This window comes from Bacillus infantis, from assembly GCF_050107595.1.
GTDB lineage: Bacteria > Bacillota > Bacilli > Bacillales > Cytobacillaceae > Bacillus_AB > Bacillus_AB infantis_C.
The window spans coordinates 19275-41617 of the sequence record NZ_JBNILH010000010.1 but is presented as its reverse complement, the minus strand read 5'-3'; the positions used below and the strand labels follow the sequence as shown (position 1 = coordinate 41617).

Below are 22343 nucleotides of genomic sequence, written 5' to 3'. Positions count from 1 at the left end.
ACTTAAAAATCTATAAATCTTAAAACGAACGGATATAGGCTCTTATTGGAATAAGCCCTATAGTTGTTTGAGTGTTCAACTTATACAATAAGATGCTCATATTAAGAAGCAGCTGCCAAACCAGGCAGCTGCTTCTTATTCCACAAAAGGGTTAGTAATGTAAAGCTTTAATATTATTTTATCTTTGTTCGTGTTATGATAATTTAAAATTTATAGAGGAAAACATTCAGATGACAGCTAAAAGGAGGAAGAATTATGACTAACCCTGTAATCATTGTTGGTGCGGGTTTAAGCGGCCTGCGTGCTGCATCTTTGCTTACTGAAAAAGGCATTAAATGCAAGGTCCTTGAGGCTAGAGATAGGATTGGCGGCAGGGTTTTGAGCACTTCTGCTCCCGACAGACCTGAATTAGGCAGATTTGATCTTGGACCGACGTGGTTTTGGCCCCAGGATGAAAGCCATATTGTTAAACTTGTTGAAGAACTAAACTTAGAAACGTTCGAACAATATAAGAAGGGCGATATTCTTATAGAAAGATTCCAAATCAAGCCACCAGAGCGGTGTGAGCTGAAAGAAACTTCTGACGAGAAATGGCTTCGATTGGCTGGAGGCGTACAGTCTCTTATCGATGCAATAGCAGCAACGATTCCTTCTGAAATCATTGAGCTGGAAGTTCGAGTTAAAAAAATCCAGCTGGATGAAGCTGGCGATATAACGGTTGAAACAGAACTGCCTAATAGAAAGAGGGAAAAAATTCTTGCAGATAGTGTTATTTTGGCATTGCCGCCTCGTCTTGTAGCCCAGCATATTGAATTTTCACCTTCTCTCCCTCCAGGACTTAAAGCTGACATTGAAAAAAAACCTACGTGGATGGCAAGCCAGGCCAAGGCAGTTGCAGTTTATGATCGTCCCTTCTGGAGGGAATCTGGACTTTCCGGATATGTTTTGAGTGCTGTTGGCCCATTGGAGGAAATATATGATGCCTCTCCGCCAAAAGGCTCCGGTGCATTATTTGGTTTTTTCGGAATGCCTTCAGCTGCTCGTAAAGTATTAGGTGAGGATAAAGTTTTAAGTTTGGTTGTTGATCAGTTAGTGAAGCTTTTTGGAAATGAAGCAAAAAACATAAAGGCTATCCTTTACAAAGATTGGGCAAGTGATTCTGAAACGGCAATTGAGGAAGACCTCAGTCCTCTTAAAAATTACCAGAACTATGGCCAGCCACTAGTAGAGGGCGTATGGGAAAAGAAAATTATCTTTGCAGGTACAGAGACAGATCCACAATATAGCGGGCATCTTGAAGGTGCACTTCATTCAGCTGAACAGGCAGCTTCTAAAATCATACATTTAAATAATATGCATTGAGAAGCTGCAGTTCATACCAACTTTCTCCATTAGATGAAATATTGTTCTTAAGTTAACTGGTGCTTAAGTTCAGATCAGCTGCCAAATAAGGCAGCTTTTCTTATGTAATAAAGGGGCATTTTCGTGGAAGAAGGGCAGAGAATAAAAAGTAAAATTATTTTAGTCTATCAAAGTTTGGACGAAGAGAGCATAGGGAAAGTTGACACATTAAATGCAAAAAAGGCAATGCTCATAATACAGCATCACCTATGTTTGAGTCGTAAAACTGTTGCTAAGTGTAAAAGGCGGCAATTTTATTATTAAGATTTTAATCCCTGAATAATAATATCTATTGCATCTATATAAAGTTTTCTTTGGCTTTCTGGTGTTGTATAACCAAAAAAGATAGAACTGCTTAGAGAAGAAATCAAATTGAAAAGAATAACAGTAGCGTTATCAATATCTAAATCAGACTTAAACTCACCAGACTGTTTACCATCTTCGAGAATAGCCTTGATGATGTCTAATTCAGGTTTAAACATACTAATAAAGGTAGCGGTCTCGTCTTTTTTGACTGAAACTAAATATTCAGTAATTGTGTTCGTTAATGGTTGCTGCAATTCCATACAATTTAGTTTTGCCCAGGAGTATAGTTTTTCGACAGCACTTGATTGTTTTTCTGAAATTATTTTCCATTTGCTCACAAACTCATTAGACGCCTGGGTAAGGCAGTAAAGATACAGCTCTTCTTTATTTTTAAAGTGATAGTATATCGTACCCTTACTCAGATTAGTTTCCGTTTTTATATCTTCCATTGATGTTGCAGTATAACCTTTATATTCAAAAATTTTAGTTGCTACTTCTTTAATAAACCTTTTTGTATCTTCACTATTTCTTCCAACTGGTCTGCTCATAGCTCCTCCTTATTATATTCTAAGTGTATACTAACTCAATCAAAAACTTCAAATTATTGAATCAACGTTCGATTATTTTTCGCGATTATTCGAACTCATATATAACCTGCAATTAATTAATTGACCAAATTTCCGATTAATGTTATTGTTGATTTTGCATGAGGGTATTTTTTTACCCTATAATCGGACGCTCGTCCGATAAACTTCATAAGGAGTGATTTATATGGGGCAAGTGATAATTGTTGGTGGAGGGATTGCAGGTTTAGCCATGTCGTTATTCTTGAAGAAGGCGAACATTGAAAGTGTAATTTATGAGCAAGCGCCTGCTTTCGGAAAGGTCGGTGGACACTTTGTCATCCATCCAAGTGGGGTACAAATGCTTGAAATGTTAGGGCTGGGTGAAGAAATTAAAAAGAATAGCCACCATTTAGTCGATTTTGCAGTGCTTGATAAGTTCAACAATCCACTGTTTGATGAAGTAGAAGCTGAATTAGAAATAGAGGAAATGCCGTATTTCATAAATATTGCCCGTTACCATCTAATCGATGTGTTATATAAAGAAGCTGTAAAACAAGGAATTGACATTCATTTCGGGAAACGTTTAAAAGGATTCATTCAGGAAGCAGAAGGTGTAAACGTAACGTTTGAAGATGGCACTAAAGACTTTGGATCTATCTTAATTGGAGCGGATGGCGTTCGTTCGAAAACACGTGAGCTTTTATTCCCGTTTCCAGCAAATCCGTTGAAATACTTAGGCAAAACAGGTGTATATGGCATGGTTGAAACAGAAAAATTAGGTGAGCTTAAGGAATACTTCACTACAGATACGTCCCTTATGTATTTCCATGATAACTTTAATTTCTTTGTATCGAAGCATCACCCCACAGATGAAGAAATTTCATGGTCTCTTATTTCAACGGAGCCACGGAAAATCGCGAAGAAAGACTTTGAAGGAAAACCGATAGAGGAATTAAAAGCGGATTTAGCTGCTCGCTTTAATGGCTGGGAAATGCCGATTCAACAATTAATAGAAGCAACAGACCATATTATTGCCAAGCAGCTTTTTCGCATCGACTTAATGGAGCATTACTCGCACGGTCGTGTTGCATTAATCGGTGACGCCCTGCATACAGCGGATCCGAATGCAGGTATGGGGACAACTTTAGCGTTTGAAGATGCGATGTATCTAGCAAAAATGCTGCGTGATTACGATTATGAGGATGCCTTTTATTATTTTGAGCATGACCGCAAGCCACGTGCAGAAAAAGTGTTCCACAGCGCAAATTTATTAGATAATTTAGAGTTTGATAATGTAGAGGATTATGCATTCTTTAATGATGGGGTAGAGGCTATCTGGGATAAAATTTAATAGGAGAAACCGGTGCTCTGTCAGCCCGTTTGGTTCATGCGGGCTGAAAAGCAGTATAACCATGAATCATTGTAATGTACAGCCTTTAAGTGACGTTACCTTAAAGGCTCCTGTTTTTTAGGAGGATAAAAAATGGAAACTTTGCAGCAGGAACTCATGAATAAACCAGTAAAAAAGTTGTTCTTTCATTTCTTTTTCCCAGCTGTTTTTGGCATGTTACTCATGTCTGTTAACATGCTGCTTGATGGTATTTTTGTTGGACATGGCGTTGGAGAAATTGGCCTAGCAGGGGTAAATCTGGCAGCACCTATTTTTACAGTCATTTTAGCAGTGAGTTTATGGATTGGCATTGGAGGAGGTACAAATTTTTCAAATGCTGTTGGTGAGGGGGCGACTGAAAAGGCACGAAGCAGCTTTACTTTAGCTTTGGCTATTTTTACCGGGCTGCTGGGTGCCATTAGCGTTGTCGGCTATATTAATATAGAAAATATTGCCACTTGGATTGGAGCTAACGAAGAAACGCTGGCACCAACCACAGAATATTTGCGTATCTTATTTTCACTTGGCTGGATTTTAGGTCTACAGCAGCTATTAAGCATTTTTATCCGGAATGATGGGCGGCCGATGCTGGGAATGGTGTCGCTGGGTGTTACCTCTGTAGTCAATATTATTCTGAATTACATCTTCATTTTCGAAATGGGATTAGGGGTATACGGAGCTGGTTTAGCGACAGTACTTGCAGGGGCAGTCGGGGTAGCTATTTTCATTCCGCATTTCTTTAAGAAGCAAGTTGTTTTAAATAGGCTGGAATGTGCCTGGTCAAGACAGTTAGCCGCACAAATTTTAGCGATTGGCTTCCCAAGCTTGCTTGCGGAGTCAGGTGCCTTTATATTAGTTGTCGGCTATAATTTGAGTGTTGTAGCAACTTTGGGAACGGATGGCGTCACGGCGTTTTCTGTTATTAACTATTTACATGGCTTTATGTTTTTAGCATTCTTTGGCATCGAAACAGCCATGCAGCCAATGATCAGTTATTATCATGGTGCCAAAAAGAAAATACAAATGCAAGAAACAATCGCATTAGCAGAAAAGACGGCCGTGGGACTTGGGCTGATCTTATTTATCATTGGCTGTGTTTTTGCTCCGTCGTTAGTTCGTTTATTTGGGGTAAATGATTCAGCCATTATCGAGCTTGCCGTAGAAGGCATCCGTTTATTTTTCATTGGCTATTTATTTATTGGGATCGGTTTTGTCTACATGACTTATTTCCAATCCGTGAGGAAAGTGTGGTCCGCCACAGCGATTATTCTTTGCCGAAGTTACGTATTATTTTTAGTGTACTTAATTGTATTACCCAAATTCCTTGGTGTAAACGGTATCTGGCTTTCGATGCCAATCGCTGAGTTAACAATGGCGGCTATTATCGTTTTAATTGTAAGAAACCATGTACAAAAACAGGTGAAGGTTTATCAAAGCCATTCACAGCAATGAAATGATGGTCAAACCTGTCTCTTGTCTATTAATAGCAGTGTGGCTAAATCGTCATGCTGCTTTATTTCATTTAATAAATTTAAATTTGCAAAGAAAGGTACTAAAAGCTAAAGGGTGCTTATGTTCCATTTAAACTGCTATTCCTGGAAGCTTTTCTTATACCATAAAAGGGAAGAACCAAACTTGGTGTTGTGTTCTTTTGCTTTTTTTGTTAATATCGTTTCATAGCTAACGATTCAGAAAGTTAGGGGGTTATATTATTCATTCATTTAATGAAGAAGGAGAATTACTTCCGGAAGAAATTGATACAATCAATCGTTTAACAAAGTCTCCAATTAGTTCCCTTAATCTGAATGCAATCTCGGTCGTTACCAATCTTTATCGAGTCGCACAGGGATTAAGGAATAAAATGGAGCAGGAGGTCTTATCGCAATATGGCTTATCCTGGACAGCTTTTTCCATGCTTTATGACTTGTGGATCTGGGAATCTATTGAGACAAAGAAATTAGCTGAATCTGCAGGCGTCTCAAAAGCAACGATAAGCAATATAACCAAGACTCTTGAAAGAAAAGAGTTGTGTTTTAAGAAAACAGATAACAGAGACAGAAGAATTACGTATGTTTCTTTAACCGATAAAGGAAAACAAGTCATGGAGGATCTTTATCCCCAGTTTCATGGTGGTGAAGTCCAGATTGTTTCAGGCTTATCTGCCGCAGAACAGCAAGAACTATCTAAAGTCCTGAGAAGGGTAATAAAGGATAATAACTTTTAGAAAAAGTGAATAATGAGCGATGATGGGAAACCCAGTAGCTGCTATCTCCCTGTAAACAGAGAGTCGATGGATGGTGCAAATCGACACATAGATCACAGCGAATTACATTCCTTGAGCATTCTTTGCAAGATATTTTGCAAAGAACGGACGAGCCGTTATTCGTAGAGTGGAAGAATTTTCTTCAACAAGGGTGGTACCGCGTGCAGCCACGTCCCTTATTTTTAGGGGCGTGGTTTTTTATATTTTACTTAGGAGGATTGAAAAATGGAAAAAGTAATGAATCAACTGAATGCAGAACAGGTGACTGAGGTAGAAAGACAAATGAGTATTTATGAACAAGGGGTGCAGGACATTATCCCCCTTGAGGAATTGAAAGCCAAGGTGACTAAGTCTGTCCTGCAGAATAAACCATTAAAAATTAAACTGGGCCTGGATCCATCTGCTCCAGATGTTCATCTTGGACATACGGTCGTACTTAACAAAATGAGGCAATTTCAAGAGAATGGACATATCATTCAATTGATCATTGGGGACTTTACAGGCAAAATTGGGGACCCAACAGGGAAATCGGCAGCACGAAAGCAATTGACAGACGAAGAAGTGAAGCATAATGCCAAAACTTACTTCGAGCAGTTTGCCAAGGTGATTGACATGGAAAAAGTGGAATTACATTTTAATTCCAAATGGCTGTCTGAACTGAACTTTGAAGATGTCATTCAACTGGCAGGCAAGATTACTGTAGCAAGGCTTCTGGAACGGGACGACTTTGAGGAACGGATAGCATTTGGCAAGCCTATCTCGCTGCATGAGTTTTTCTACCCTCTGATGCAGGGTTATGATTCTGTTGTTCTTGAAAGTGATATTGAGCTTGGCGGGACGGACCAGCATTTTAATATTCTGATGGGAAGGCACTTTCAAGAGAAGTTTGGGAAGGAAAAGCAGGTGGCATTACTGATGCCATTACTGGAAGGTCTTGATGGTGTCGAGAAGATGTCTAAATCCAAGAAAAACTACATCGGAATAGACGAAAGCCCGCAGGAAATGTACGGCAAAGCTATGTCGATCCCTGATGAGCGGATGCCTAAATACTTCGAGCTAGTAACAGATTTTACACCTGAAGATATCAAGTCCATCAAGAAGCAATTAAAATCAGGTGAACTTCATCCACGGGATGCTAAAATGCTACTTGGAAAAACGATTGTTAGAATGTACCACGGGCTTGAAGCGGCAGAGCAGGCAGAGCAACATTTTATCTCAGTTTTCCAGAAAGGCTCTATGCCTGAAGATATACCTGTAATGGAGTGGAAAGGGGAAAAAGAAACATCCATTATTGATCTGCTGGTTGGCCTTGAAATGCTATCATCTAAGAGCGAAGCAAGGAGAATGATCGAGAATAAAGGGGTCAAAATAAATGGGGAACAAGTGGATCACTCACAACTTTCCCTATCTATTACCGATGGGTTAATTGTTCAGGTAGGAAAACGAAAGTTTATTCAGATAAAAATCTAAACGATCAGTTAAAACGGATAGAGGGTTATGTTCAAGGTCAGCTGCCAAACAAGGTAACTTTTCTTATTCTACAAACGGGGGCAGCATTCCTGTAATCAGTGGAGCGCTGCTTATTGTAGAAAAGGGGAGGCTAGTGCAAGAAGGAGGCGAAAAAAATAAACTAAATAATAAACAAGGCTATCGGAAAGAACTTACTTATTCGTTAGTGGTATTTAGGATGTATTATAAGTAAAGGGGGAAGGGTCTTGGCTAACACAACACTATTTATTGGTATTGACACCAGCCTTTCTAACGGGGCGATGCTTTAATAAGGACAAGCCAAGGGGACAGGTCCCTTGGCTCCTTGTGGCTGGACTGGGGACCTGTCTCTGTTAATCTCTATACCCTTGGGGAGGGTAATCTATTACACTATGATAACATTCATTGACATGAAAGAGCCAAGGGGACAGACCCCTTGGCTCTTTTTGATGCTGGGCCGCGGGGTCTGTCCCCCTGGCTTATGCCAGCAGGTCAGAGTAAAGATGTTGACAAATTGTCAACACTCTTATTATAGTAGTAGAAGTTAAAATGATCCAGAAAGGAAATAGTGCATGGCAGAGAATAGTAATGAAATAGGCCGGCTTTTAAAGGATCAGCTGCAAGAGCGGTCGCTGTCGATGAGAAAGCTGGGCCAGGTGACGGGAATTGATACAGCAGTCATCTCGAAGATCGTGAACGGAAAGCGAAAGGCAACCCCTGAGCATTTGCGGCGGTTTGCCGATCATTTGAACGTCCCGATCTCCAAATTATACGAGGCCGCCGGCTACCCGGTTGAGTCCGCGTCAGGGCGCGACGAGTCCATTGACCATATTCAGGCTATCCTCGAAGCCACACAGCTGGCAGATAAAGAGTTCCGGCTGGAAGATGTGAAACAGGAATTAGAAAAATACAAGCATATTTCACAGACAGAGGAAGGGATTAAGACGATCCTGAGCCGGTTTCATGAAAAGGTAAAAAACGTGGCGGGAATGGGGCCATTCATCGAGCAATTACAGGAAATGTACGAGCGTTTTACTCAAAAAAAAGGAACGAAGATGGAACTCGCGATCATGGGCGGTGCTCTCCTTTACTTCATTACTGCGGTTGACTGCATCCCGGATTATCTTTTTCCAGTGGGCTATCTTGATGATGCCCTGGTCATCCACTGGGCAATAAACGCGCTCCCGCTGAAAAAATGACCCGATAAAGGAAGGAGTTAACATGAACAGACAAACACGCCATAAGAAAAAAAGGGGATGGAAGATCGTTTCTGTCCTGCTGCTTCTAATGATCGCCGCGGCCGGCTATTTTGCCTTCCAGTATCAGGCTGGCATTGACATGGCCGGTCCTGTGGAGGCAAAGGAGGAGCAGGAATATGAGTTCAAAGGGATGAAAAATCTCGACAAGGTCAATGTCCTGCTGCTTGGAGTAGACGCCCGGCCTGACGAGGATAAAGCCCGCACTGACTCTATCATGGTGGCGCAATATGATCCGAAAAAGGGGACAGCGAAAATCATCTCCCTTATGAGGGACATCTATACAGAAATACCAGGCTACAAGAATTATAAACTCAATACGGCCTTTTATCTCGGAGGACCTGAATTGCTCCGGCAAACATTGAAAAACGAATTTGATCTGGATATTGAATATTATGCCATGATTGACTTCACCGGCTTTGAAAATATGATTGATGCTCTTGCCCCGGATGGCATCAAGATTGATGTGGAGAAAAAGATGTCAGCCAATATTGGCGTTTCCCTTGAGCCAGGCCTGCAGAGACTGAACGGGAAGGAGCTGCTAGGCTATGCCCGTTTCCGCAAGGATGCAGAGTCAGACTTCGGCAGGGTCAGACGCCAGCAGCAGGTGATCACTGCCATGAAGGACCAGATGTTCAGCGCTAATGGCGTCATCAAGATACCTAAGCTGCTTGGCGCCGTACAGCCATATGTCCAGACAAATATGAAGGGGACTGACCTCGTCAATCTCATGAAAGACCTTGCCCTTAAGCGGCCTGACACGATTGAAACCTTGACCATCCCTGTCAAGGACTCTTATACGGATGTAAGGTATGAGGGAGTCGGATTGGCTTTGGATATTGACTTTGAAGAGAATAAAGAGGCAATCCGTTCTTTCCTTGAAGGAGAGAACACAGGTCTGGATACCAGTGAGACAACCCTAAGCGAGTAAGTAACTAGAGGAAGTTCAGTAACAGGAGAATGACAGCATGGAACTTACGTATTTGAAAAAATTGGATAAACAGGTGGTGCTTATCATTTGTTTATTCGCAGCCCTCAGCATCCTATTTATCTACAGCAGCCAGGGAACCGGCCAGTATGGGGATCAGAACTTCGCCCTTAAGCAGGGATTCAGCTACGGAATCGGATTTATTCTGCTGCTGGCGGTGGCTTATCTTGATCCTGACCAGTTTGAACGGATTGCCTGGCCCTTTTATCTCCTTGGATTTACAGCTATTGCCCTGCTGCCGGTTATGCCGTCTGAAGTGGCGCCCTCCATTCTGGGGGCAAAACGGTGGTACAGCGTACCGGTATTAGGGTCGATACAGCCTTCAGAGTTCTTTAAGATTGCCTTGCTGATGCTGACGGCCCGGCTGGCGCATCAGCACAACATGACCTATGAAGCAAGGACGGTATGGACAGATTTCATGCTGATAGGCAAAATCCTATTGGCCACCATCCTTCCATCCTTGTTCGTCTACCAGCAGCCGGACACCGGCATGGTCGTCCTTTATCTGGCCGGGAGTGCCACCGTGCTCTTCCTGTCCGGCATCCAAAAGAAAATCCTTTTCGCTGCAGCACTCATTCCGGCAGCCGCTGCAGGGGCGCTGATGTATATCTACTACCGGCTTCCGGAAATCCTCTTTGACCAGCTGATCCCGCTACTGAAGCCGCATCAGCAGGAGCGGATCCTCGGCTGGCTGTCACCGGGTGAGTATGCGGACCATGCCTATCAGACGAAAAAAGCAATGCTTGCTGTAGGCAGCGGGGAGCTGAAGGGAAATGGGTTTGGCAACGGGACCGTCTATATCCCTGAGAAACATACAGATTTCATCTTTGCTACCATTGCAGAGGAAGGGGGCTTCATCACAGCTGCCATCGTCATCAGCTTGTTCTTTTTCCTGCTGTACCGTATGGCTGTCATTGGTGACGGTGCCGAATCGCCCTTTGGCCTTTATGTATGCTTTGGGGCAATGGTCATGTATGGCCTCCAAATTTTCCAGAACATCGGGATGACGATCGGAATCATGCCGGTAAAAGGAATTTCATTGCCATTGTTATCATATGGAGGAAGCTCCTTGTTTTCCAATATGATTTTCATTGGTATTATCCTTTCAATCCGGAAATCCTTCCGTAAGTACATATTTTGAGACTCAAAGACGGTGAAAATAGAATTATTTTCACTAAATGTATGAGTGAAAGCCAACAACTATATACCTCGTTTAATGAGGCACCTATATGGAGCTATGCTGCTGCCCGGAAATATTGTAGAAACCAGCGGGTCAACATAGCCATTGAATGAGGCAGTTTATCATGCAGCTATATATCCATTCGTATGCCATATAGTGCTGAAGCTCAATGAACAGAGACTTATTCTAGTGTGAAAAAATGTTTACGACTTAAAAAACACTCTCTTCGTTGAGAGTGTTTTTTACCGTCAATCAAAATTGGATTTAAACCTACTTATCCAATTGGTATACACGAAGAATAGTTTACAGAAGGGAATGACTTATATGACCTTAACAATGACCGAAGATGAACTAACCCTGGCAATTATTCAAAGCTTAAAGAACAACAGGAAAAAGCCATTTCAAGATTGTATGAACGAGCTGCAGCCAAGCGACATAGCTCAGCAGTATCTGCATCTGCCGGTTAAACATCAGCCTAAATTTCTACTATTTTTATCAAAGGAACAACTGGAGGAATTGATTAAAGAACTCAATAAAGAAGATCAGCTGGATATTGATGGTGTCATTGAAGAAGACAATGAAGAATCATCTTCTTCAGACAAAGCGATAGACTTAAATACAAAGCCTTTAACAGCTGCCTATAGGCGCCTGCCATGGCTAATATTATTGCTGTTTATCGGAGTGGTTTCGGGAAGTATCATTGATGGATTTTCAATGACATTGGAGAAGGTAGTAGCCCTAGCCTTTTTTATGCCTATGATTGCTGGAATGACTGGTAATACAGGAACTCAATCACTGGCTGTAGTGGTCAGGGAACTGGAAACTCAAGATTTGGATATAAAGAAAACGATCAAATTAATAGTCCGTGAACTTTGGGTTGGCATTATTATTGGAGCAGCTTGCGGGATTTTGCTTTTAATTGTTGCATTTGTTTGGCAAGGCAGTTATACATTAGGAATCGTCGTTGGCGGCTCACTGCTCTTAACCTTGATTATCGGAACTTTGGTAGGTACCATCATCCCTCTAATCTTACATAAATTTAAAGTAGATCCCGCCATTGCCTCAGGTCCTCTCATAACAACCATTAATGATATCTTGTCATTATTTATATACTTTGGCATAGCTACTTTGTTTCTATCAAAATTGATGTAGTGCAGGATTTTCTATCAACACCTCAGGAGAACGGCTTTAACTCAAGCCGTTCTCTTTTCATCGCTGTAATGAAGTTAACAGAACTAAGGGGGGAAAGGTTCTCTGGCTCTGGATAACTTCGGCACTGATCAATATTGCATCCCACACAAACTGTGTTCAAATAAGCATCTGAGAAAAAGGAAGAAGCAACAGTTGCTTATACGTTTATTATAAGAATTCAAGCTGATGAAGGTTTTATTGGCTTAAAATAACACTTCTTTGGTTGGATGTAAGTGGAGCAGCATATAGATGATTTCATAGAACATTTTGGCTATTTTGGCCTGATCATTTTATTAATAGGAGGGATCGTAGGATTGCCTATACCCATGATTTCAAAATGGAATGACGATGTTAATGGCTTTTCTTTTGATTTATTACTCACTTTTAGCGCAAAGTAGGTATGGAAGTATTTTTAATAACATGGCAGAGAAAGGAAACTTTAATGAAAAATCTGTTTACAATAGGTGAAATGGCAAAACTTCACAATGTGACTATGAAAACGCTGAGATACTATGATGAGATTGGAATTCTAGAACCAATTGAAGTTGATGCAAGTAATGGGTATAGATACTATTCAACCGAACAGTTTGAACAATTGAATACAATTCAATATTTAAAGAAATTAGGTTTCCCTTTGAAAGAAATAAAGAGTCACCTGGATTATAGGGATATTGGTGGTTTCCTGGAATTATTAGAGAAGCAAAAAAAACTAACAGAGCAAAAAATAAAGGAACTAGAACAAGTTAACCGAAGATTTCAAAATCGTATTAACGATATTACAGTAGCTCAAGAAATAATGGAATTAGAGGCAGTGAAAATAGTTGAAATTAACGAGAGACAAATAGTGAGGTTGCTGGAAAATATTCATTCAGAACCTGAGATGGAGGTTTCATTGAGGCAATTAGAGAATTTGGCAAACCTGAATTCCTCCATTTTTATTGGTGGTGTAGGACTTACAGTAGATATAAATGATTTGAAAAGTCAAAGGTTTAATAAATATAATTCAATCTTCATTTTAACTGAGGAAGAAAATATTGAAGGACCGTTAGTAACAACCTTTCCAAAAGGGACATATGCAAATATTTATTACAGAGGAGATCATAATAACTCATTTCAGTATTATCAAATTCTGATGGATTATATTCAGAAAAATGATCTTCAAATTGTAGGGGATGCTATTGAAAGGACCATCATTGACCATTACATTTCGAAAAGCAAAGAAGATTACCTGACAGAAATACAAATTCAAGTTAACTATTGACCTTCCCCTTACAGGAAGGTTTATTATTTTTATTACTCATTAAAAGGATTATCACTAAACAAAAAAAGGAGAAAGGGAAATGACAACTTTAGATAATAAGATTTGGTCACTTTCATTTATTTTCGCAGTGATCTCCAATGCCTTGGTTTTTATGATTTTTGAAATGCTATTACCGACCCTGCCCTTATTTGTCACGGCATTAGGAGGAGGGGCAAGTCAGGTCGGTTTAGTAACAGGAATTTTTATGTTATCAGCTATTCTGATTCGCCCATTTGCGGGAATTCTTACAAAGAAGTTTGATAAAAAGATTCTTTTAATTTTAGGTATTCTCATTATCGCTCTATCTACAGGTGCCTATTATCTCTCCAATACCATATCAACTTTATTACTTATTCGGCTGATCCATGGGGCTGGATTCGGATTGGCAACCACTTACTTTGCGACACTTGCTGCTGAAATCATTCCAAAAGATCGCCGTGGAGAGGGGATTGGCTATTTTGGTGTTGGAGAAACAGTAGCCATCTCTGTAGGCCCAATGATTGGAATTATGACGCTGGAATTATATGATTTTCAACGATTATTTTTTGGCGGAATGGCCGTTCTTTTACTAGCTGTTATCATGGCTATTTTTATAAAAAGAGCGCCGAAAGGAAAAGAATCGGATATACAAGTAAGTGGGGAATTTAAACTATTTGAGAAACGGGTTTTATTTCCTGCGTTGTTAATCTTTTTAATTGGAATTGCGGCAGGGGGGATTATGTCTTTCTTTTCTCTTTATGCCATAGAAAGGGACTTTACTCAAGTAGGAATGTTTTTCTTATTGATTGCCGCAGCAAGTTTTATCATCCGTTTACTATCAGGAAAGTTATTTGATAAGTATGGGCCATCGATAATCTTAATTCCAGGCTCCATTTTATCCATTATAGGATTGGTTATTCTGTATGTAGCAGTCAGTGATAGTATGTTTTTAATAGCAGCTATCTTCTATGGATTTGGATTTGGTGCAATCTTCCCAGCTGTTCAGACCTGGTGCATGAACTTAGTAGAGGAGCATGAACATGAGGATGCGATGGCTTCCTTTTTCAATTTCTTTGACTTAGGTATTGGAGGTGGCTCCTTTGTCCTAGGTCTGGTCGCTGCAGTCAAGTCTTATCAAACAGTATATCTTGTCGCATCTATTGTGTATGCTATTGTTCTAGTTATCTATGTTGTTTATGTTGTTGTGAAAGGGATGCCTAATAAACATCATGGGGAAAGTATCCAATTGGATGATCAAACAATCTCGAAAGTTGGAAAGGGTTAAATAGGTGTTAAAGTAAGGGATCATTAAAGTATATAGGAATAGGCGAGCAAGATTCCTTGCTAGCCTATCCGATGTTGTCCGTGTCTAGCCGCCATACCTTATAATAGTTCATCCAATTTTATATCAGAATAGATGGCGATTAGGATGACTGATTTTGTGTCTCCTATGTTTTTTACCATATGTGGAACACTTGCATTCCAGCTGAAAGAATCGCCTTTTTCTAAGATAAATGAGTCTTCTCCTTGTTCAGCAAGCACTTTTCCCTCTAGAACTAAATGGACTTCTTCGCCTTCATGGGCATGGAGTTCATCTTCTCCGATCGCAAATCCAGGTGGAGATTCAACGATGATCATTCGTAATGGACCTTTTGATGTGATGTGCTCAATGTTCAAATTTTTTAATGATGAAGTTCTTCTAGCATCTTTACGTACGACACGCATATGCTGTTTTTTTTCTAATAATAAATAGGGCAGTGGTACCTTCAAAAATTCGGCTATGGTGTTCAATGTGTTAATAGAAGGTGATGTATTGTTGTTTTCAACGTTACTAATAAATCCTTTTGAGAGCCCTGTGGCTTCACACATCTGTGCAATCGTGATCTTTTTTCTATTTCTAATTGAACGAATTTTGGTTCCTATATCCAACCTATTCACCTCTATTTGTATTCTTAAAGGAAACTTATGATAATAGTAGCAAAATCATTGACAGTCTACAAGTCACTTGTTAACCTATAGAAAACCATTTTTTCTATAAGGAAACTGAAAGATGGCTTATTTTTTATGTGGTTGTTTTCTAATATGAATACTTTTTTCATATGGAGTTTTGATTTGCTTACTGTCTTGGCCAAATGAAACTTTAAGAGAAAGGGGCGAATTATTACGAAAGCAAGATATTGGTTATAAATAAATATTCTTATAGGAGGAATTATAATGAGAAACAAACACGAACTCGGTGCACTGTTACTACGCGTGGTTCTAGGAGTTATTTTTATCGGACATGGGGCAGGGAAATTTCAAGATGGGATTGGAAATATAGCCGGATGGTTCGACAGCATCGGGTTGCCTGGATTCCTGGCGTATATCGTAGCAACTATCGAATTGGTTGGTGGGATTGCAATGCTTCTTGGTTTAGCTACACGTATCGTAGGAGGTTTTTTTGTCTTGGTGCTTATAGGGGCAATTGTGACAGTACAATTAGCAGCAGGTTTTATTGGAGGCTACGCGTATGATCTTGCGTTACTGGCCATATCCGCGTATTTCTTATTAAACGGAAGCAAGCTATATTCTTTAGATTATTATATTTCAGGAGCAAGAAACAAATAATGGAATGGGAGCAGGCAGCCAAAAGGTTGCCTAAGAAAATGAGGATCTTAGCGGTAATTATCATTTTGACAATTGTAGTTGCACTTTTAATATTGCTGAACAAGGGGGATTCAAAAGAAGATTTGAGTATGAAAACTTATACAGGTGTAATGGAACCTAGAATTGGGTATGTGGAGCTGCAAGTCTCTGACTTAGAACAGTCTTTAACTTACTATAAAGAATTAATAGGATTTCAAGAATTAGAAAGAGATGAAAAAACGGTAACATTGACAACAGATGGAACTGTCCCGCAGCTTTTATTAAGGAAAGATGAATCGTTTGTTGAGCGGCCATTTAGATCTTCTGGACTATACCACTTTGCAATCGTCGTTCCTACTAGGAAGGATCTAGCTTTATCCTTAGTACGTATAGCGGAAGCAGGGTATCCAATACAGGGGGCTTCAGACCATCAATATAGCGAAGCAGTTTACCTGGCAGATCCTGATAACAATGGAATAGAAATATATGTCGATAGACAATCTGATCAGTGGGAAAGAGACGGTAAGGGTGGTTATGTCGGAGATACTTCGCCATTAGACATTGAGAATCTAGCGGCTGAAATTAAAGAAGATAGATGGAATGGTTTACCTAGCGGAACAAGGATAGGCCACATGCATTTACAGGTATCAGATATAGAGGAGTCCGAGAGATTTTATGTTGAAGCACTTGGACTTGATATCGTTGCCAAAGATACTCATATGTTATTTGTGTCCAAAGATGCATACCATCATCATATAAGAATGAACATCTGGGCAGGGAAAGGTTTGCCGGCACCACCGGAAAATGCACTAGGCTTAAAGTACTTTACTCTTCACTTTAATGAAGAAGAGTATCATCGTGCCAAGGAGAATCTAGTTAGATTAGGATTCAAGTATAGTGAGGACAATAAAGAAATGTTTGTTAACGACCCTTCTGGAAATACTATAAAAATTTTAATGAAAAACTAAAATGGGTGTTTACGATATCTTCTTATGAAATAACAATGGTTCATGTTCTAATTTTAATGAAAAAGTTGCTTGTCGAGCTAAGAAGGAATTAATGTGGATCATAGGGGAAGTCCTGTTTCTTTTACTTGCTTTATAGCTATATCTATTTTTGCTCTGCGTCAGTTCCAACTGTTTAAAGCCATCTTGAACTCTTTTTCCATATAGTGCACGCTGGCTTTGTTGAAGTAGTGTACTTAAACTAATGGGTGCTTATATTTAAGATTCAGCTGCCTAATAAGGCGGCTTTTCTTTTGTTGACAAAAGCGGCAGTTACGTTACGTTGAATAACTATTTCAAAACTTTTCCCATAATCATTCGTGATATTGTTAGGAGGTGTATGGCCCGTGAAATGGGTTTTACTCCAGATCCTGACACTAGTGCTTTAGGAATATTAATGGCGGTACTAGAATTGAATGAGGGTCAAAGAATTGTGAGTTATTCTGCAGATTGGACCCCGGCAAACGATATTTATATTACATTTATTATCGTTGCGGTTGGTGTATCTTGCTTCTATTTAATGTTTCTATTTGAAGCAAAAAAGAAGAACAATTTTTTTGAAAAACCCTTTTGGAATTTGATGCCCAAGGTTAGTATCTCGGTAGGTCTTGTATCTGTCATTTTGTTTTTAGTGGGTGGAACTGTTGGCCCCATTATGACCTGGATAGAACAATGGCGGTCACTTTTATAAGCCAAGGGGATAAGCCAAGGGGACAGACCCCTTGGCTCCTTTTGCAGCTGTATGGGGGACCTGTTCCTGTTAACCTCTATACCCTCAGGGAGGGGAATCTATCACACTATGATAACATCTGTATCGCGCCTCTGACATGATACTTACCCCCTGATGCCGAAAGTGTATTACAGAATGATAGGCTGTTTACCACTAAAGTGCTATGACGCAGTTTTTAAAGTAAATAAAGTTACTTCAGGCGGACAGTTAATACGAATCGGTATATCGCTGAAGCCGATTCCTCGATTTACATATAGCTTGTTCCCGGCAGCTCCGTAATCTTCTATCCAGCCATCGGCATGGACATTCTCCTTTTTCGTATAGGTCATCCAGGTGGATTGCGGAGTAAAGGGAATCCTTACCTGCCCGCCGTGTGTATGGCCTGCCACAGCAAATGGAGCTGAGCCGGCCTCCAGCTTTGCGAAGGTATCCGGATTGTGCATCATGACCATTCTTGCTTTTGTTTCCGGTATGGCTTCCAAAGCTTTATCAGGCTGTGCTTCATCCGGCCAGGCTGCGCCTATTCCTGCGAGATACAGGCTGTTCTCCGTAGCTTTTCCAGTTTCAACACCGTTTTCCGTCAGCTCCAGAGCAACGGACTCATTATGGAGTACTTCTATCCCCATGTCATTTAATTCAGAAGCAACGTTCCCGGCTGACTTTCTGTTTGGCTCATCAGTTCTAAGCTTCATGGCATAATCATGATTTCCCAGTACGGCAAATATGGGTATCTCCTTTTCTGTTAAAGGACGAAGCAGTTCTTTGACATGGGCCATTTCTTCTTTGGAGCTTTTGGCAGCATGGTAGACAAAGTCTCCTAAAATTAAAACAGCGGCAGGATCCATGTCAGCAATCCTTTTCGAAGTTTTCTTTACTGTTGCTGTATTATCCATCCACATCCCTACCTGATAGTCTCCCACAACAGCGATTTGCTTCCCTTCCCATTCTTCCGGCAATTGATTGATAACCGCCTCTTCTTTTTCTACATCAATAAAATACGGTTCAACAAGACCCCAGACGAGAATGAGCAAAATAAAAATACCTAAACCCATGCCGATTTTATTTAAAGAATTCATAGCTGTGTTCCCCTTTCTGCATAAGACCATTTATAATGAACGGATCCTCAACTAACTCTAAGCATGGGAACGCTGTTCAAAGAATTTCCGGACTGCTTTTATAGGCCGGATTGAATTGCTGCTCTGCCATACGACCCATTCCAAAGCGAGAACACAAAGCAACAGCCAAATGCTGCCCGCAATATGTCCTGCGATAACATCGCTCGGAAAATGGGCTCCAAGATAGATTCGTGATAAACCGATTAATATAACGATGATGACGGCAAAAAGACTGGCTGTCCACTTTACCTCTTTTTTAACTCCCGAGCGGATAATGAAGTAAATAAGAAACCCGTAATAAATGAGAGAACCCATCGAATGTCCGCTGGGAAAACTGAATCCCACCGCATCAATGTCCGGGTTTATAGAAGGGCGCCCCCGTTGGTAATAGTGTTTTAGCAAAAAAGTGAGAAGTCCCCCTCCGCCAACTCCAATAATAAAAAAGAGCACACCCCATTTATTTTTGGCTTTAAACCATAAGTAAACCACTGTCAAAATCGATAAGGTTGTCAAAAACCAGACAGAACCCAGTTCAGTGATAAACATCAGGAGATGATCAAGAGCGGGGCTTTCGATACTTTTCAGAAAGCCAATAATCACACCGTCAAAAGACTTAACCTCTTGTTCCATCACTTCCTCCGCAATCTCTGCAAATAAAAAGATAAAACCTGCAGCGATTGCTAATCCAGTTATTATTAATAGGACAGGAAAGCTGGTTTTTTTCAATTTTTCTTCATTAAGTTCCAATGTGTCTTTCCCCCTTTTTTTTGATGGTTTTGTAAATTACAACAAACTTGAGATAAGGCTTGCAGCAGCCCGTTTCGCCCCAATAAAGGATTCGCTGTTTTTACATCTGCAATGGACTGCTGTTCTGGGTGCAGCAAATCCATTTCTGCTCGTGAAGTATGGCATTATTACGGGTTTCCTTAATCCCTACCCGGGTGATTTTCTGTTAAACACCTGTAATTAGAGGACTATTCACATCACTAAAAAACTTAGAGTTTATATACTTTTTAATTTGAGTGCCTGAAATCACTGTAGAGGGTTGTTATATACCGCACTTAACCTAAAGGGGGATTATGCAAAGTCGGCTGCCAATCAGGTAGGCTTTTTTATTTTATAAAAGGGGGGCAAATGGAGTATCAATGGGCATAATTTTGTATATGTCTTTAATCTGCTATGTCTGCTTAATTTCATGCAACTTTTTGGTTGCTTACTATTGACGAGCAACTTTTTGGTTGCGTATAATCAATGCATGAAATGGGAAAAAGACACAACATTCAAAGCACTTGCTGACTCGACTCGGCGACTAATATTAGACGAACTATCCGAACGCAATGAGATGACGTTGTATGAACTTACGTCCCGTCTTATCATGGAACACAATCTTTCCATTTCTCGTCAAGGGATAGCTAAGCATCTCTCTGTATTGGAAGAGGCAGGCCTTTTAAAATCAATACGAAAGGGGAAATATCGAGTACTTAAGTTCGACAATGAACCACTTAAAGACTTGCTGAAAGGCTGGATTGAGTAATATACGAGAAACAAGAATAGTTTAACAAAAGTGTACGGAGTTTACTTCTGGGTTCGAATAGTTCACTAAGTGGCAAAATAGAAATAAGATTTTTGAAGAACGTATGGTTAACTTACAACTGCATTATGCACATCACCATACAAATTACAGCAGACATAATAGGAGGATTCATTTATGAAAATCATTGTTACCAGTTTATTTGTAGACGATCAAGATAAGGCACTAAATTTTTATTCAGAAACGCTTGGGTTTGTAAAAAAGCACGACATTCCAGTTGGTGAATTTAGATGGATTTCGCTAGTTTCTCCAGAAAACCAAGACGGTACTGAACTTATACTTGAACCAAATGACAATCCAGCTGCCAAAGATTATCAGAAGAAATTACTTGAGCAAGGTATTCCAGCAACAATGTTTGGAGTCACAGATGTTCAAAAAGAGTATGAAAGATTGTTGAAACATGGTGTCAATTTTACAATGGAGCCGACAAAGATGGGTGACAATATAATAGCTGTTTTCGACGATAACTGCGGTAATCTGATTCAGATAATAGAGCATAAGTAAGAGCCAAGGGGCCGGGTCCCTTGGCTCTTATTGATGGTGGGCCAGGGGACCTGACCCCGTGGCTCTTTAGAGGATAAGCGAGAGAAAATGAGGAAATAGTTGGATACTAAAGTCGGCTTTGCATAAGTCATTGGCATCGTGGGTAAAGAAATAACAAAATCACAGTTCAGATCAAAAAAGGGTGGAGGGTTGTGAATAAAGAGCTATTTGAGTTATTGACAAATATACTGAGAGACGTTGATCGGGTTAAATCATATCTCATACAAACGATAACAATACGAAATGATGGAATCGATATGCAGGCAGCAGAGAGAATTATTAAAAGGTTAGAACGCATTGCACAAGACGCAGATGAGGAATTAATCCATACGCTAATAAGAATCGAGCAGAATTTCGATTTAGAACAATCTAAGGATAGAATAACTAAGGAAGAATCTTCAGTCAGGAATCAACCAAAGGAATAAAGCCGTCCTATAGGGCGACGGGCCAAGGGGACAGACCCCTTGGCTCTTTTTGATGCTGGGCCGAGGGGTCTGTCCCTGTGGCTTACCTGTGGCTTAATCTCTACCACAGATGAGCCGCTGAGCTTCCGGAACTTCGGGACAAAGCGTCTTCTTCCTTAGAGCCTTTGACCAGCTTGACATTCCCCGCCATTCAATAAATGATAAGGTTAATAAATATGAGGATGATTACAATGAAGGATACAGTAAATATTTTAGTTATCGAAGACGATGAGGACATTAATCGCCTGCTGTGCAATATTGTGAGCAAAAGCGGCTATTCGCCGAAGCCGGCTTATTCGGGAACGGAAGCATTGATATATCTGGATTCCGGGAAGTGGGATATGATCCTGATTGATCTGATGCTCCCTGGATTATCCGGTGAAGACCTCCTGGAAAAGGTGACGAATGAGAGCAAGACCCCCGTGATCATCATTTCGGCGAAGCTTGAGACTCAATCAAAGATTCATGCATTAAGAGCCGGGGCTGATGATTACATAACCAAGCCTTTCGATATTGAAGAGGTATCTGCCAGGATTGATTCATGCCTGAGAAGATACCGCGGCCTGTCGGGTACGCCGGTAACGAATCAATTGACCTATAAGGATATTATTTTGGATGTGGACGCTAAGATTGTGAGTGTGAACGGGATTCAGCTTAAATTGACGGCCAGGGAATACGAAATATTGCTTCTGATGGTGGCGTCCCCGCATAAGGTTTTTTCCAAGGCGAACATGTTCGAGAGCGTGTGGAATGAAAAATACCACGGAGATGAAAATACGATCAATGTCCATTTGAGCAATATCAGGAGCAAGCTGGCGAAAGCAAATAGTGATGAAGAGTATATTGAAACGGTCTGGGGAATGGGCTATAAGCTCAAATCTTAAGGTTTTCTTAAGGATTCACTTAAGGGTTTCTTATGTTTTCCTTCTTATAGTATAAGAGTGTTCAAAGCTGAATAATGAC

At 40.4% G+C, this 22343-nt stretch carries 21 protein-coding genes, 1 pseudogene, 1 riboswitch and 1 other annotated feature; of the genes and pseudogenes, 18 read left to right on the top strand and 4 right to left on the bottom strand.

Annotation, left to right across the window (positions count from 1 at the left end; all coding sequences use genetic code 11):
* Positions 1–255 precede the first annotated feature (255 nt).
* A complete protein-coding gene (locus ACQCVH_RS19350; protein WP_426837239.1) occupies positions 256–1362 on the top strand; it encodes a flavin monoamine oxidase family protein in 1107 nt (368 codons plus the stop codon).
* 299 nt (positions 1363–1661) lie between these two features.
* Here ACQCVH_RS19350 and ACQCVH_RS19345 read toward each other — a convergent pair whose 3' ends face one another.
* A complete protein-coding gene (locus tag ACQCVH_RS19345; protein ID WP_426837238.1) occupies positions 1662–2255 on the bottom strand; it encodes a TetR/AcrR family transcriptional regulator in 594 nt (197 codons plus the stop codon).
* A gap of 223 nt (positions 2256–2478) precedes the next feature.
* Between ACQCVH_RS19345 and ACQCVH_RS19340 the strand changes: the two genes are divergently transcribed.
* The 10 genes and pseudogenes from ACQCVH_RS19340 (at position 2479) to ACQCVH_RS19295 (ending at position 14593) form a co-directional block, all read left to right on the top strand.
* The gene (locus tag ACQCVH_RS19340) at positions 2479–3624 is read left to right on the top strand and encodes an FAD-dependent oxidoreductase (protein WP_426837237.1); all 1146 of its coding nucleotides are present in this window, start codon (positions 2479–2481) and stop codon (positions 3622–3624) included.
* Positions 3625–3756: 132 nt separating this feature from the next.
* A complete protein-coding gene (locus tag ACQCVH_RS19335; RefSeq protein WP_426837236.1) occupies positions 3757–5115 on the top strand; it encodes an MATE family efflux transporter in 1359 nt (452 codons plus the stop codon).
* A 259-nt stretch (positions 5116–5374) separates the two neighbouring features.
* Positions 5375–5887, top strand: coding sequence for a MarR family winged helix-turn-helix transcriptional regulator (locus tag ACQCVH_RS19330; protein WP_426837373.1), 513 nt, complete (start codon positions 5375–5377; stop codon positions 5885–5887).
* Positions 5888–5897: 10 nt separating this feature from the next.
* Positions 5898–6106: a binding site (T-box leader), on the top strand.
* A gap of 45 nt (positions 6107–6151) precedes the next feature.
* Positions 6152–7396, top strand: coding sequence for a tyrosine--tRNA ligase (gene tyrS / locus ACQCVH_RS19325; RefSeq protein ID WP_426837235.1), 1245 nt, complete (start codon positions 6152–6154; stop codon positions 7394–7396).
* 590 nt (positions 7397–7986) lie between these two features.
* Entirely contained in the window at positions 7987–8613 is a 627-nt protein-coding gene (locus ACQCVH_RS19320; protein WP_426837234.1) for a DUF1232 domain-containing protein, read from the top strand.
* A gap of 22 nt (positions 8614–8635) precedes the next feature.
* On the top strand, positions 8636–9601 hold the full coding sequence (locus ACQCVH_RS19315) for an LCP family protein (protein ID WP_426837233.1): 966 nt from the start codon (positions 8636–8638) through the stop codon (positions 9599–9601).
* Positions 9602–9638: 37 nt separating this feature from the next.
* A complete protein-coding gene (locus ACQCVH_RS19310; RefSeq protein WP_426837232.1) occupies positions 9639–10799 on the top strand; it encodes an FtsW/RodA/SpoVE family cell cycle protein in 1161 nt (386 codons plus the stop codon).
* Between the two features lie 60 nt (positions 10800–10859).
* Positions 10860–11024: riboswitch (M-box (ykoK) riboswitch) on the top strand.
* 366 nt (positions 11025–11390) lie between these two features.
* A pseudogene (locus ACQCVH_RS19305) lies at positions 11391–11990 on the top strand (magnesium transporter); the annotation flags it as partial.
* A gap of 439 nt (positions 11991–12429) precedes the next feature.
* Positions 12430–13290: a MerR family transcriptional regulator gene (locus ACQCVH_RS19300; RefSeq protein WP_426837231.1), complete on the top strand. Its 861-nt coding sequence runs from the start codon at positions 12430–12432 to the stop codon at positions 13288–13290.
* Positions 13291–13369: 79 nt separating this feature from the next.
* Positions 13370–14593 (top strand): MFS transporter, encoded by a 1224-nt coding sequence (locus tag ACQCVH_RS19295; RefSeq protein WP_426837230.1) that lies wholly within the window; start codon positions 13370–13372, stop codon positions 14591–14593.
* 98 nt (positions 14594–14691) lie between these two features.
* Here ACQCVH_RS19295 and ACQCVH_RS19290 read toward each other — a convergent pair whose 3' ends face one another.
* A complete protein-coding gene (locus ACQCVH_RS19290) occupies positions 14692–15237 on the bottom strand; it encodes a helix-turn-helix domain-containing protein (protein ID WP_426837229.1) in 546 nt (181 codons plus the stop codon).
* 285 nt (positions 15238–15522) lie between these two features.
* Here ACQCVH_RS19290 and ACQCVH_RS19285 point away from each other — a divergent pair, with 285 nt between their 5' ends.
* The 3 genes from ACQCVH_RS19285 to ACQCVH_RS19275 all read left to right on the top strand — a co-directional run bounded on the left by ACQCVH_RS19285 (position 15523) and on the right by ACQCVH_RS19275 (position 17628).
* Positions 15523–15915: a DoxX family protein gene (locus ACQCVH_RS19285; protein ID WP_426837228.1), complete on the top strand. Its 393-nt coding sequence runs from the start codon at positions 15523–15525 to the stop codon at positions 15913–15915.
* Positions 15915–16901 (top strand): VOC family protein, encoded by a 987-nt coding sequence (locus tag ACQCVH_RS19280; RefSeq protein ID WP_426837227.1) that lies wholly within the window; start codon positions 15915–15917, stop codon positions 16899–16901. The genes ACQCVH_RS19285 and ACQCVH_RS19280 overlap by 1 nt, the downstream gene beginning before the upstream one ends.
* A gap of 376 nt (positions 16902–17277) precedes the next feature.
* Entirely contained in the window at positions 17278–17628 is a 351-nt protein-coding gene (locus ACQCVH_RS19275; RefSeq protein ID WP_426837226.1) for a hypothetical protein, read from the top strand.
* 200 nt (positions 17629–17828) lie between these two features.
* Here ACQCVH_RS19275 and ACQCVH_RS19270 read toward each other — a convergent pair whose 3' ends face one another.
* Together ACQCVH_RS19270 and ACQCVH_RS19265 are read right to left on the bottom strand one after the other, a co-directional pair.
* Positions 17829–18743 (bottom strand): metallophosphoesterase, encoded by a 915-nt coding sequence (locus ACQCVH_RS19270; protein WP_426837225.1) that lies wholly within the window; start codon positions 18741–18743, stop codon positions 17829–17831.
* Between the two features lie 57 nt (positions 18744–18800).
* Complete coding sequence (locus ACQCVH_RS19265; RefSeq protein WP_426837224.1) at positions 18801–19529, bottom strand: phosphatase PAP2 family protein; 729 nt, start codon at positions 19527–19529, stop codon at positions 18801–18803.
* A 508-nt stretch (positions 19530–20037) separates the two neighbouring features.
* Here ACQCVH_RS19265 and ACQCVH_RS19260 point away from each other — a divergent pair.
* From ACQCVH_RS19260 to ACQCVH_RS19245, 4 genes are all read left to right on the top strand, one after another.
* A complete protein-coding gene (locus ACQCVH_RS19260; RefSeq protein WP_101551725.1) occupies positions 20038–20316 on the top strand; it encodes an ArsR/SmtB family transcription factor in 279 nt (92 codons plus the stop codon).
* A 174-nt stretch (positions 20317–20490) separates the two neighbouring features.
* Complete coding sequence (locus ACQCVH_RS19255) at positions 20491–20877, top strand: VOC family protein (protein ID WP_426837223.1); 387 nt, start codon at positions 20491–20493, stop codon at positions 20875–20877.
* Positions 20878–21068: 191 nt separating this feature from the next.
* Positions 21069–21341, top strand: coding sequence for a hypothetical protein (locus tag ACQCVH_RS19250; RefSeq protein ID WP_426837222.1), 273 nt, complete (start codon positions 21069–21071; stop codon positions 21339–21341).
* 230 nt (positions 21342–21571) lie between these two features.
* Positions 21572–22264 (top strand): response regulator transcription factor, encoded by a 693-nt coding sequence (locus tag ACQCVH_RS19245; protein WP_426837221.1) that lies wholly within the window; start codon positions 21572–21574, stop codon positions 22262–22264.
* Positions 22265–22343: the final 79 nt, after the last annotated feature.